Origin of the sequence: Maribacter spongiicola, assembly GCF_004364165.1 — a bacterium.
GTDB classification, from domain to species: domain Bacteria; phylum Bacteroidota; class Bacteroidia; order Flavobacteriales; family Flavobacteriaceae; genus Maribacter; species Maribacter spongiicola.
Window position 1 is genome coordinate 1,479,475 of the sequence record NZ_SOAY01000010.1, and the last position, 13,728, is coordinate 1,493,202.

The following is a 13,728-nucleotide window of genomic DNA, read 5'->3' on the forward strand; positions in this document are numbered from 1 at the left end:
AATTTGTTAGAAAAGGGGGAAGCATAGCACTGTTTTCCCTCTTTTAATATGCATTAAATAGTAAATGTTGTATGTCAAATTTGTTACAAAATACGAATACGACTTTGTCTAGTACATTACCTTTTTTAGATAGTATGTTCTATAATCTTATCTATAAAAATAATTATTTAGAAATTTAAAAAATATGAAGAAATCCCTCGTTTTAATTGTGTTGATTGAAAGTTTGTTTCTTGGTAGTTGTTCTAGTCAAAACAATGAGCCTACAATTGATGAGCCCGATTCTAAGGAAATAATAGATGAAGAAATCGTTGATGAAGAAGAAGTTGTGGTAGAAGAAAATAATGCAACTGAGAATGAAGTTTCCTTTTTGCCTAGCCCGAAGGAAGAAGGGACCGTATGGACTATTCAACCTTTAGTTTCAAGTGAATTTAATTACGAAAACGGCAAATCTTCTGCTGAATTTTCTACTAACTGGAAAGATAGTTTTTTCAACGGATGGACGGGTCCGGGAATAACTAGATATACCCCTGAACAATCTTCTATTGATGCAGGTGAGCTTGTTTTTAAAGCTAACATCGTCGATGGTAAGATATTGACCGGATGCGTTACTTCTAAGGCAAAAACATCGTACCCTATGTATATGGAGGTTAGGGTGAAACTCAGTGAATCTGTGCTATCATCTGCTGTATGGATGTTAAGTGATGATTCTACTGAAGAGATTGATAATTTAGAAGCGTTCGGTGCAAAAAGTAACGACTATTTCTCTAAACGATTACATTTGAGCCATCATGTTTTTATTCGAGAGCCTTTTCAAGATTATCAACCAACTGGTCCAGAAACTTGGTATGCTGACGGCAATGGAACAATATGGTCAGAAGAATATCATAATTATGGCGTTCTTTGGGAAGATCCTTGGAGTTTGTCGTATTATGTAGATGGTGTTTTAGTTCGCACAACGCCTGTTGACGAAATAGATCCAGAAAACTATACTAACGGTAATGGTTTAACAAAACCAATGCACATGATTATTAGTGCTGCCGCCCAGTCGTGGAGAACAACCCAGGGTATAGATTTTTTAAATGACCCAACGGTCACAAATGAAGAAAACACAATTATGCATGTAGATTGGATACGGGTGTACAAACCTGAATAAATAAAAACAGAAGCCAGATCATATGATCTGGCTTCTGTTTTTTTAAACTATGCTTTTAAGTAGCCTAAGTAAGACTATTGCTATAGGCAACTATGATAATACCTATTACCATACAGCTTAAGCCCATGTACAAGAACTTTCTGGCTTTTGGTGAAGCATTGACCCATTCTTTAGTGATAATACCACTTATAATAGCTGTTACCACACAAGCTGTATTAAATATTGCATACCCAACCGTATTGCCCGATGCACCCAACTTGTATGCCGCAAAAGCAAATAGGGCAGACGCTGCGTAATGGAAAAAAGCCATGACTAATATTAATACAAAGTTTTTGCCGAATGCAGGAGTTTTAAAATCTCCCCATGCCTTTTTAGTACTTAACTGCCAAAGAAAATAAGCGGTCATTACTATACCACCACTAATAAAAATCGGGAACATTACGGCCACTGCGGTAATCCACTCTGCGTTACCTGCGGCCTGACTAGCTTCATGTAAGTAAGGTCTGCCAGCTGCATTCGCATAACTAAAGCCAGTTGCAAGTAAACCGCCAATAACAGCGATTAAAATACCTGTTGCCATAGAACCTTTTTGTTCGCTATTGGCATGATTGTCCTTTTCAACTTTTTCCCGAATAAAACCTGCTTTACCGTTAGCAAAAATCCCTATTAATACAACGAACAAGCCTAATAGGATGGTAGTTAATTTATTTGTAGGTGGTAAGCCATCTTCAATAAACGGTAATACCGATCCCACTAAAATAATTGTACCGATAAAGAGAGAAAAACCTAAAGACAACCCAATATGGTTAATGGCTTTACTCCACATCATAACTCCCACGCCCCATAGAAAACTGGTTAACCCCATTTTTATCCATATCTCTGTTGGCATGTTGCCGAATATATCTCCAAAGCCGTTGATAAGGCTAATAGATGCTATAATGGGTACCACGAACATGGTTAGTAAAAAGAATAAGCTCCATGTATTTTCATACTTAAAGTCTTTGGTGAATTTCTCGGGTAAGGCATAAAGCCCTAACATTAGTCCGGCAAAAATGGCCAGTAAAACTCCTTCTGTCATAATTGGTTATTTAGTGAGTTGATTAGTTGTAATTAAAATGAAAATTTAAAAACAGTTGTGCTTTTGAAATGCTCACCTGCTTTAGTAATTGATTTTGGTGAGCCTTCAATATTGGGCCCATTAGGGTATCTATGAGTTTCACAGCAGAAACCTCTATATTTTCCGTATTGAATTCCGTTTTCCCTTTTTAAATCATCTGAGGTGTATTTGCCTGTGTAAAACAACATACAAGGTTCTGTAGAAAAGACATCTAAACTCAGTTCCTCTTTAGCGGTTGAGATTGAAGCAACCTGGTTTAAATCTTCTTTTTGATTGTCAAAGATGTAGAAATGCTCAAATCCGTCATTTATAGCATCGTGTACGTCTCCTATACGTTTTCCTTCTGTTAAGTCGTCTGGCTGTTTTTCTACATTAATAATTTTTCCTGTAGCAGCACCGGTGTCATCAAGTTCTAAACGTTTGTTCGTGTGTACTTTTGCGATATGATTTTCTACTGACTCGGTAAAGCCAGTTAAATTAAAATAGGTGTGGTTGGTAATGGAAAGCGGAGTATCGGCATCAGTCGTTGCATTATAGTCGATTTTCAATTCATTGTCATCTGTCAAAGTAAAAGAAACTTCAACCTGTACATTACCAGGAAAACCTTCTTCCAAATCTTTACTAAGTAATGACATTTTAATTGTTGATTGTTCATCATCAGCTAATGAGATATTCCATATTCTTTTGTCAAAACCAACAACCCCGCCATGTAAATTATTAGGGCCACAATTATCTGCTAAATGATATGTTTTACCATTTAAGCTAAATTTAGCATCTTTAATTTGAGAACAATACCTGCCAACTGTAGAGCCAAAGTAAGGTGAATTTGTTTTGTAATCATCGGTAAAATACCCTTCTAAAGTATCAAAACCACAAGTAATTTCCTTCAATTCTCCATTAGAATCAGGAATTTGTATCGATGTAATCGTAGCGCCATAGTTGGTTATTTTTACGACCATTCCTTTAGAATTCATCAGCGTATACAGATCAACCTTTTCTCCTTCTAAATTTCCGAAATCTTTTTTTTCTGGTTTCATATATTTCTTATTGTTGATAAGGGGCTAATTTTTTCCAATCGAATACTACGCCTGTTCCTGGTTCATTAGAAGCTACAGCTCTATAATCTTCTACCACTAACGGTCGTGTAGTATACTGGTCTATAGGAAAACTATGTACTTCAAGCCAACCTGAATTGGGTTGTGCCGATACTAAGCTTACATGTAATTCTTGCATACCGTGAGAGCATGCGGGTATGCCATGCTTATCTGCTAAACGTGCAGCTTTAAGCCAACCGGTAACACCACCACAATTAGAGGCGTCTGGTTGAATGAAAGACAGTTTAGCTTGGTCAAAGGCATACTCAAATTCGTGAATGGTATGTAAATTTTCTCCCATAGCTAATGGGAAACCTGTTTTTTCCACTATTTCGGCAAAACCTTTGTAATCATCTGGTATAATCGGCTCTTCAAACCAAGTAATATCATACTGTTTAAATCCTTCAATTGCCTTGATCGCTTTTTCTATGGACATAGAATAATTGGCATCTACCATAAAAGTTACATCAGGACCTATAAATTCTCTAACAGCCTTAATTCGTTCTAAGTCTTCTTCTAAGTTTTCTCTCCCAATTTTGATTTTTACGGCGTTGAATCCGTTATCCAAATAGGTACTCATATTGTTTAAAAGCTTTTCTATGGAAAATTGTAAATCGATACCGCCACAGTATGCTTTACAGGTATTACCATTGCCGCCAGCCATTTTCCATAAAGGCTGACCGGCTTTTTTACATTTTATATCCCAAAGGGCAATATCAATGGTAGAAATAGCAAAAGATGCAATGCCACCACGGCCTACATAATGTATATGCCACTCCATAAAATCATAAATACCATCTATATCTATACCATCTTTACCTACGAGAACATTGGCAAAATCATGATCGATCATTGCCTTTATAGAAAAACCTCCCTTTCCACCTGTATATGTATACCCAGTGCCTTCGCTACCATCTTCTAGAGTAATGGTGGTAGTTACTAATTCGAAATGTGTATGGTCTCCATGTTTTGCATCGTTCATTACTTCAGGTAACGGAACTTTAAAAAGTTTGGAGATTACGCTCTTAATTTTTGTGCTCATTTTATCTTTTCTAAAGGGTACTAGTAAGTGGAGTTAATAGTGCTAAGTAAGACTTATGCTTTATGTCTTACGTAAAAGGTCTTCTTTTCCATATATTGTTCAAAACCATATTTACCATCTTCACCACCAGAACCAGATAATTTATATCCATTATGGAAACCTTGGTGTTGTTCACCATGACCACGATTCACGTATATTTCACCGTATTCCAATTCATCGTTACACTTCATGATGGTATTCATGTCATTGGTAAAAACCATTGCGGCCAAACCGTATTCACAATCGTTCGCATACCCAATAACTTCTTCAAAAGTCTTGAATTTTAAAACCGGTAAAATAGGACCGAACGATTCTTCATGAACAATCGTCATGTCTTGAGTTACGTTGGTTAAAACAGTAGGTTCGAACCAAAATCCTTTTTCGAACTCCGCACCTTCTGGTCTTTTGCCACCTGTAGCAACAGTTGCTCCTTCTTTGATACTAACAGCTACTAAGTGCTCCATATGTTTTAATTCTGCTGCATTTACTTTAGGGCCCATATCTGTATTTTCTAACATAGGATCTCCAACCTTTATGGCTTTTGTTTTTGCTATGAATTTTTCCATAAACGCATCATAAATACCTTCATGCAAATACATTCTTTCATTGCAGGTACATACTTGCCCACAATTATCAAAACGAGAATGTAAAGCGGCATCTACGGCAGCATCAATATCTGCATCTTCAAAAACGATAAAAGGTGCTTTACCACCTAGTTCTAATTGAACATGTGTTAGATTTTGTGCAGCATTCCTAGCTATTTGCTGACCAACAGGTGTAGAACCTGTCATGGTTACCATTTTACAAAGTGGACTCTCGACCAAGGCATTACCCATTGCTCTACCCGGACCGGTTAAAATATTGATTACCCCTGCAGGTATACCAACTTTATTGGCTAAATTCCCTAATTCTAAAGTAGCTATAGGCGTTTCAGAAGTTGGCTTAATGACAATGGTATTTCCGGCAACTAAGGCTGGACCTAATTTACGGCCTGCCAGTGCCAATGGAAAATTCCATGCTGTTATGGCAACAACAACACCACGAGGAACTTTCTGAATCCAGATTTGTTCGTTAGGGTTGTCAGAAGGTATAATATCACCTTCAATTCTGCGTGCACCTTCGCAAGCATATCTTATAAAGGAAGCGGTAACGGCTACCTCAAAACGAGCAACCTTTAAAAGTTTACCTTGTTCTTTTGTTAATAATTGAGCTAAATGCTCTGTATTTGCATCAATTTCATCAGCCAATTTATACAATAGATCAGCTCTTGTTCTAGCAGGTAGTTTTTTCCATTCTTTTTGAGCTTTATCGGCATGTTTCAATGTTTCTATAGCTTCTTCTGCAGTACCATTTTGTACACGTGCTACAACTTCTCCATTAGAAGGACTAATGATATCAATAGTTTCTCCTGAAGTTGATGTTCTCCATTCTCCGTTAATAAAAAGCTGGTAATCCTTAATTGTTGACATAGTATATGGTATTATTGTTTTGTATTCGTTTTTTTATAGGCATCCATTCTATCTGCTGCTTTACCTTCAAATTCTCGTCTTAATTGCCAAAGAGGTCTTTCTAACGTAAGCTCCCATTTGAATAATTGTTTGTAAAGTTGTTTTACCTTTTCAGGATACTGTGCTGCCAAATTGTTGGTTTCTGACATGTCATTTTTAATATTGTACAATTCTGCGGGTCGGTCAGGAAATCGTAGTAGTTTCCAATCTTGATTTCTAATAGCGCCTCTATTTTCTTTTTTCCAATACAGAAATTCATGAGGAGCATCTGTTTTTTCACCTTTTAAATAGGGAATAAGATTAACGCCGTCTAAATCTTTAGTATCTGCAATTTTTCCTCCTGCAGCTACTAAAAAAGTAGGAAATAGGTCTAAGGTGCTAATAGGGTAGTGGTAGGTTGTGTTTTTCTTTAGTAGGTTTGGCCACGACATTAAAAATGGTACTCTTATACCACCTTCTAAATGATTTGCTTTCGTACCACTTAACGGACTATTATCTGATTCATTAGCGTCTGATGGGCCACCGTTATCATTGGTGAAAACAATTAATGTATTGTCTGATAACCCACGTTTTTTAAGTTCCTGTAAAACCTTTCCAATGGCACGATCCATAGCTAAAGTCATGGCGGCCAATGTTTTTCTTTTCCCTTTTAAATTTGGAAATTGCTTTAAATCTACTGCAGTAGCCTCCATAGGAGTATGAACTGCATTAAAAGACAAATAGATAAAAAATGGATTTTCTTTATTTTTATCGATGAAAGAGATTGCTTCGTTAGCTAGTTCATCGGTTAAATAGCCTTTGTGTTCTAAGAAATTTCCGTAGCCATGTTCAAGTCTATCTTCAATTCTATTGGTTGTATTTTTTTCATCGTATGGTAAATAGCTTCGGGCTCCACCTCGAAAGCCATAAAATTCATCAAACCCACGTTTAGTTGGGTGAAAGCGATCTGCATTACCTTGATGCCATTTTCCAAATAGAGCAGTTTTGTAACCAACTTCTTTTAAATGTTCTGCTATAATTGTTTGATCAAGAGGTAATCCCATTTCATCACCTACTAGACCAGATGCACTCATGTACCCAGGAACATTGTTTTCTTCGAAACCAAATTTCTGTTGGTATTTGCCAGTCAACATTCCTGCTCGTGATGGTCCGCAAACTGCTGCGCTTACATAGGCTTGAGAAAATTTTACACTGTTTTCTGCAAGTTTATCTAATTCAGGTGTTTTAAATTCTTTGCTTCCTTGAAAGCCAAAATCGGCATAACCTGCATCATCTGATAAAATAAAAACAATATTTGGTTGCTGCTGAGCAGTTAAAAAACTCACCTTAAAAAAGCCTAGCAGAATTAATAATATTTTTAAATACCGATGATGCACTTTATACCTTTTTTTGAAATTAAATTATCTACCCATCCAACCGCCGTCAACTAGGGTAATTGATCCATGCATATAATCTGATGCTTTAGAGCATAAGAAAACAATTGGTCCGGCAAAATCGGTAGGCTCACCCCATCTACCAGCTGGTATACGCGATAAGATAGATTTAGCTCTTTCTGGGTCATTACGTAATGCCTCTGTATTGTCTGTGGATATATAGCCAGGTGCAATACCATTAACATTCACGCCTTTACCTGCCCATTCGTTTGCAAATGCCATAATCATTTGACCGATAGCGCCTTTACTAGCCGCATACCCTGGTACAGTGATGCCACCTTGGTAGGTTAGTAATGATGCAGTAAATACTATTTTTCCAGAACCACGGGCAATCATATCTTTCCCAATTTCTCGTGTCAAGATAAATTGTGCGTTTTGATTGACTTCTATCACTTTATCCCACATTTCATCTGGGTGCTCTGCTGCCGGTGTTCTTAAAATTGTACCTGCATTATTTACCAAAATATCTATTGTAGGGTGGTTTGCTTTTACGTCTTTGATAAATTTATAAAGCGCTTTTCTATCTGAAAAATCACATTGGTAAGCCGTAAATTTTTTACCTAATGCGGTAACTTCTTTTTCAACTGCACTACCTGATGCTTCTAAAGTTGCAGATACACCTATAATGTCCGCACCGGCTTCTGCCAATGCCAAAGCCATTCCTTTACCAATACCTCTTTTACAACCTGTAACTAATGCTACTTTTCCATTTAGGTTGAAACTGTCTAATATGCTCATTGTATATTTTATTTATAATTGACAATCCATCAAGACTTTTAGTCCGTCGGGGTTATTATCTATGTTTTCAAATACTTGTTGAATATTCGTTAAAGGTTGAACATCTGTTATCATTTGTGAAAATGGTAATTCATTTAGAGTGATCAGTTCAATGGCTTTTTCGTAATCTTCTTTTTCATAAACTCGAGCACCTATTAAGCTCAATTCTTTCCAGAAAAATTTGAATAAATCAACTGGTTTTTTCTCACCATGAATGGCCACCATTAAAATTCTACCTCTAATACCAGCAACTTCACACATAATATCTAATGCAGGTTGCACCCCAGCAACTTCAAAAACTACATCTGCACGGCGATTTTCGGTTTTGCTTTTTACGTATTCTACTAAGTCTAATTCGATAGGGTTAACTGCGTCAAAACCTAATTCTTTTGCCTTTGCAATACGTTTAGGGTTCACTTCTGAGATTATTACTTGAGCACCTACTTCTTTAGCTACCATGGCAACTAATAACCCAATTGGTCCACCACCTAAAACAACTGCAGTTTCACCTTTTACCAACCCACTTCTGCGAACATCATGTGTTGCAACAGATAATGGTTCTATTAAAGCGGCCAGTTTTAAATCGGTTTCTGCTTTTAATTTATGTAGTACGAAAGATGGTACATTCCAATACTGTTGCATGGATCCAGGACTATCAATTCCTATAAACTTTAATTCTTCACAAATGTGATTAAAACCTTTGTCAGAAGCTTTTACTTTTCTGTCATCTAATGGGCGTACGACTACTTTCTCTCCCACATCATACCCCTCAACACCTTCGCCAACGGCATCAATAGTACCAGACATTTCATGCCCAATAGTTTGTGGCATTGCTACACGTTTATCCATCATGCCATGGTAGATGTGAACATCTGTACCGCAAACACCAGAATAAGCTACTTTAATTCTAACTTCACCTTGGGCGGGTTGCTCAATTTCTTTGTCTATGACAGTGAATGTTTTATTGCCTTCGTAAATCGTTGCTTTCATTACTTAATTTGTTTCAAATAGTAAACTAGTTTCATATTTGAAATAAATATACAATTATTTATATAACCAGCAACTAATAAATTATCATATACTAAAGTTTAATTGTTAAATATTAGATAAGGAGATATTTAGATATAAAAAAACCCTTTAAAAAGGGCTTATGGTATCTGAGAACAAGAAATGATTTGTTAAAGTTCTATTGTGATATATAACCCAATTTTATTGAAATGTCAAGCGCATATTGAGCTATGATTTTTCCTTTGGCATCAAATTCATCATGGGGTAATCTACCATGTGGTGCAGTGATCCAAAGGGCCGCTACAGGATACCCTGATTCATTGAAAATTGGTGCGCCAATACAATGAATACCTTGTATATCTTCACCATTATCTATCGCAAATCCATTTTTCTTCACTTCTTGTAGGGTGTTTCTAAAATCTTTTTTAGAAGTAATGGTATTTTTTGTGAATTTAGTAAGTGTAATTTTTTTTAAAATTTCATCAGATTCCTCTTTTGGTAAATATGATAAAATACATTTACCGCCCACAGAGCTATGTAAACTGAATTGAGTGCCTTGTTCTACAAATAGTTTTACGGGATAAGATGAAGATACTTGTTCTAAAATAGTGCCTTTATCGCCCAGTAAAATACCCAACATAACAGACTCTTTTAACTCATCTCTTAAGGCGCGCATTACATCAATAGACATTTCAACAATGCTTTGTTCGGTCATAGAAGAAATGCCTAATGAAAGCATTTTTCTGGAGAGTGTAATCTTTTTGGTAGTTTCGTTTTTTTGTAAGTAGTTCTTGAAAATTAACGTGCTAACTACCCTGAATGCAGAAGTTTTCGTTAATGACAACGTTTCGGTAATTTCAGCTAAGGTAAGGCCGCTTTTTTTTGTAGCCAATAACTCAATGACCAGTAAACCTCTTTCAAGATTTGGTACATTATACTCTGATTTTAAATTGGGTTTAGTTTTGTTCATTGAAAGAATTCTAACGTAAAATTACTATTATTTAGCATACGATATGGGCATAAAAAAAAGGAGCACTTTTAAATGCTCCTCTTTTTAATAATTTGAAATTTATTTATTTTGCTTTTTCTCCTTTTGCGGCATGGGTAGTTTTTCTTTCAGATGTAAAGCTCATTATACTTTGGTAATCACTATTATTGTAGATATGTGAAAGCCCCCAACGTAAAATTTCAGTCGGTTCTTTTTCATTGTCAGCTGATCTGTCTAAACCAATTGCATGTGCGGAAACCCCAGGAATTACTGACATTATCTCAAAATTAATACCATCTGGTGCCCATTGAATTGTGTTTTTTTCAGGACCATCTGTAGTAATTAAGGCAGCAATACCATCATTATAAGGCCATACGCAAATTTCGTGTCCGCTATTGCTGATAGGGTTGTAAGGTGATTTTACATATGGACCCAGTGGGTTATCTGCAATAGCAACTCCATGACGAATTTGTCTACCTCCAAAAGTGATTTTTTCTCCCATTTGTTCTCCTTTATAATACAAATAGAATTTCCCCTTGTAAGGAATAATGCATGGGTCATGTACTTTATGACTGTCAAAATCTCCTTTTTTCTCTACTAAAAATCTGTTTTGTTCTTCTCCTTTCCAAACACCATTGTCTGCCGGGCTTAAAATAGGCTCTTCACTTTTGGTCCATGGTCCGTTAGGTGAATCTGACCATGCCAACCCTACTTGATTTTTGACTCGAACATTATAAGGTGATTTTACCGTTTGGTAGCATAAATAATACTTATCCTCAAATTTCATGATTTCTACCGTAAACACTGAGCGGTCATCATAAGTTCCTTTTTCGCCTCTTGCTACTGCTAGACCTTCTTCTTTCCAAGTTTCACCATCTTCAGATGTTGCATACCAAATATCGCAGCGATCCCACGGAAAAACTTTGTCATTTTCAATGTCGCCGCCAAAACCTTGAGACGGTCCTACACTTTTACTATACCAAACGTAATATTTTCCATTTTCTTTAATGACGGCACTAGGGTCTCTTCTTACGACACCTTCTTCATACGCCAAGTCACCCTTTAAAGGTTTAAGATTAGAAAATTGAATAAACCATTCATTTCCTAAATCTTGTGGCCATTGTAACGCTCTTTTTGAAGCGGCACTTAATGAGTCTCGATTAGTAATACCTAATTCATCTATAAGCTCATCGGTAATTGTTATTTCTTCTTCTACTGTCTGCTTTTCTTTTTCAGTTTTTTTAGTTTCTGAACATGCGGTAAAGATGAACAAACATGCTAGTGATAATAATCTAATATTATTTTTTTTCATTTTTATTTGTTGTTTGGTTTGTAAATTAAGTTAAGTATGTTGAAAATATATCATATTGAGCTAAATTTCCTTTTAATTGAATAATCAAGCTAGATTACAATATAAATTGTTGGTTTTGATACTAGTACCTTCACTTGGCATTGCTTCGAAAGCGGTTAATTTAATATTGAATTTATTATAATATGCGCTGGTGGCTTCTTCAATAAATTGCGGTACCGCATCTTCATGTATTAGATTTATGGTGCAACCACCAAAACCACCACCCATCATTCTCGCTCCAAGAATGGCATCATAATTTTTAGAAAAATCAACTAAAAAGTCAAGTTCTGGGCAGCTTACGTCATAAAGGTGCTGTAAACCATGGTGGGTCTCAAACATGTATTTTCCTAATTGGTGTAGAGATGATTCTTTTAAGGCTTCTACCGATTTCAACACACGTTCTTTTTCTTCAATGATATACGTACAGCGATTAAAAACATCTTCAGAAAGTTCATTTTTAAATTCAGCTAACATGGTCATCGAAACATCGCGTAAAGAACTTACCTCATTATATTTTTCATGAATAATCGCTACCCCTTCTTCACATTGACTCCGACGCACATTGTACTCGCCAGAAGCTAAATTATGCGAAACATTCGTATTCAATAAAAGAATTTTATATGGAGCAATTGCTATGGGAACATACTCATAATCAAGAGATTTACAATCTAACAAGATTACATGCCCTGCTTTGCTCATTACTGAGCTGAATTGATCCATGATACCACATTTTGTACCCACATAATTATGTTCTGCACGTTGAGATAATGCTACGATTTCTTGTTTCGAGAGTCCTAATTCAAAAAGTTCGTTTAGTCCGTATGCAATGCCGCATTCTAAAGCGGCCGAAGAGCTAATACCTGATCCTACAGGTATGTCGCTATCTAAAATACAATCGAACCCTTTTAGCTTATCGGTCAGTTGCTGTAGTTCATATATAACTCCCAAAACATAATTTTCCCACTGGTTATCGCTCGTACTAATATTATTAAGTTCAAAAGTTAGACTTGCGTTAAAATTGCAACTATGAATATTACAGGTCGTGGCACTTTCATTTTTATTGAATTTGAGTTGAATTTTTTTATCAATGGCTGTAGGAAGTACAAAGCCGTTATTGTAGTCGGTATGCTCACCAATAATATTTATTCTACCCGGAGAGTCGATAATTAAATCCCAATTTTTCGAATTAAATTCTATTTCCTTCATATTCGGGAATTGTAGTTTTTCTTTTTTAAAATTTGATTACGCTATTTCTTTTAGCCGTTTCAAATATTACATGACCTATACTGGACTGTTTATTTTACGGTCTAACAATGTACAGATACTGTATATGTTCTCAAGTAAATCTAACTTGACAAAAACTGAACAATAGACATTTATGGTAGAATAAATTCTAAATCGGTAATAAACGAGCTTACTTTATTCCGTTAAAGAAAATCAAGGTCCGCTCAATATGTTTTTGCCAATATGTCCATTCGTGTTTACCTTCAAATTCTTGATATGTATGATCAATATCTGACTTGTCAAGTTTTAAATGAAGTGCTCTATTGTATTCAATCAATAAATCATCTTTACCACAATCAAAACGAAATGGAGGTAGCTGTTTTTTATTTTGTTCCATCAACTTGAAAACATCTTCGTTGAGCTCTTCGGTCTGATTATAATTACGCTCATCCTCTTCAACAAATAAATGCATTTGATTAATGTTGGTAATAGAAGAATGCCCTGAAAACCCTTTGTATTTTTCAGGATATTTGGCAGCCAATCGCATTGCACCATAACCTCCCATTGATAGTCCAGAAATAAATAAGTTTGATGACGCGCTTGTACTGTCAATATTTTCTATAACTGCATCGATTACATCTTCAACAATCCATTTTTCAAAATCAAAGTCGTTATGTGGTAGGTAAGCAGAGCCGTCGCCCCATAATCCGTCAGAAGGCATTGCGATTACCATAGGTTTTATAAGCCCTTCGACCATCATACGCAAAGCGGTAAAGTGAACGCCCGCTTTGTGTGCCCAAATCCAAGCACTACCATAAACGCCATGTAATAATGTAACTATAGGTAGGTCCTTTAATTCTTCACCAGGCGGTACAAAAACACAAATATCTCCTCGTCCTTTAAGATTGGGAGTCTTTACCGTAATAAACCGAAGATGGTTACTTTCAAATTCAGGATTTGATATTTCTGTTGTTTTAAATTTTGACATAATTTT

12 protein-coding genes are annotated in these 13,728 nt (G+C 36.0%); 1 reads left to right on the top strand and 11 read right to left on the bottom strand.

What is annotated here, in order from left to right; translation table 11 throughout:
• The first annotated feature begins 184 nt into the window (after positions 1-184).
• Positions 185-1,153 (top strand): family 16 glycosylhydrolase, encoded by a 969-nt coding sequence (locus CLV90_RS06775; RefSeq protein ID WP_133686708.1) that lies wholly within the window; start codon positions 185-187, stop codon positions 1,151-1,153.
• A gap of 64 nt (positions 1,154-1,217) precedes the next feature.
• Here the strand turns inward: CLV90_RS06775 and CLV90_RS06780 are convergent, their stop codons facing one another.
• The 11 genes from CLV90_RS06780 to CLV90_RS06830 form a co-directional block, all read right to left on the bottom strand.
• Complete coding sequence (locus CLV90_RS06780; protein ID WP_133686709.1) at positions 1,218-2,231, bottom strand: L-rhamnose/proton symporter RhaT; 1,014 nt, start codon at positions 2,229-2,231, stop codon at positions 1,218-1,220.
• A 32-nt stretch (positions 2,232-2,263) separates the two neighbouring features.
• On the bottom strand, positions 2,264-3,307 hold the full coding sequence (locus CLV90_RS06785; RefSeq protein WP_133686710.1) for an aldose epimerase family protein: 1,044 nt from the start codon (positions 3,305-3,307) through the stop codon (positions 2,264-2,266).
• Positions 3,308-3,314: 7 nt separating this feature from the next.
• Entirely contained in the window at positions 3,315-4,406 is a 1,092-nt protein-coding gene (locus tag CLV90_RS06790; protein WP_133686711.1) for a mandelate racemase/muconate lactonizing enzyme family protein, read from the bottom strand.
• Positions 4,407-4,459: 53 nt separating this feature from the next.
• Positions 4,460-5,914, bottom strand: a complete 1,455-nt coding sequence (aldA, locus tag CLV90_RS06795; RefSeq protein WP_133686712.1) for an aldehyde dehydrogenase — start codon at positions 5,912-5,914, stop codon at positions 4,460-4,462.
• Between the two features lie 11 nt (positions 5,915-5,925).
• Positions 5,926-7,329 carry a sulfatase gene (locus CLV90_RS06800; protein WP_133686713.1) on the bottom strand — a complete coding sequence of 468 codons (1,404 nt, stop codon included), beginning with the start codon at positions 7,327-7,329 and terminating at the stop codon, positions 5,926-5,928.
• Positions 7,330-7,353: 24 nt separating this feature from the next.
• On the bottom strand, positions 7,354-8,118 hold the full coding sequence (locus tag CLV90_RS06805; RefSeq protein WP_208295116.1) for an SDR family NAD(P)-dependent oxidoreductase: 765 nt from the start codon (positions 8,116-8,118) through the stop codon (positions 7,354-7,356).
• Between the two features lie 18 nt (positions 8,119-8,136).
• Positions 8,137-9,153: a zinc-dependent alcohol dehydrogenase gene (locus CLV90_RS06810; protein WP_133686715.1), complete on the bottom strand. Its 1,017-nt coding sequence runs from the start codon at positions 9,151-9,153 to the stop codon at positions 8,137-8,139.
• Positions 9,154-9,349: 196 nt separating this feature from the next.
• Positions 9,350-10,141 carry an IclR family transcriptional regulator gene (locus CLV90_RS06815; protein ID WP_133686716.1) on the bottom strand — a complete coding sequence of 264 codons (792 nt, stop codon included), beginning with the start codon at positions 10,139-10,141 and terminating at the stop codon, positions 9,350-9,352.
• A 103-nt stretch (positions 10,142-10,244) separates the two neighbouring features.
• The gene (locus CLV90_RS06820; protein ID WP_133686717.1) at positions 10,245-11,471 is read right to left on the bottom strand and encodes a glycoside hydrolase family 117 protein; all 1,227 of its coding nucleotides are present in this window, start codon (positions 11,469-11,471) and stop codon (positions 10,245-10,247) included.
• An 84-nt stretch (positions 11,472-11,555) separates the two neighbouring features.
• Positions 11,556-12,716 carry a galactokinase gene (galK, locus tag CLV90_RS06825; RefSeq protein ID WP_133686718.1) on the bottom strand — a complete coding sequence of 387 codons (1,161 nt, stop codon included), beginning with the start codon at positions 12,714-12,716 and terminating at the stop codon, positions 11,556-11,558.
• Between the two features lie 208 nt (positions 12,717-12,924).
• Positions 12,925-13,722 carry an alpha/beta hydrolase gene (locus CLV90_RS06830; RefSeq protein WP_133686719.1) on the bottom strand — a complete coding sequence of 266 codons (798 nt, stop codon included), beginning with the start codon at positions 13,720-13,722 and terminating at the stop codon, positions 12,925-12,927.
• Between the last annotated feature and the right edge of the window lie 6 nt (positions 13,723-13,728).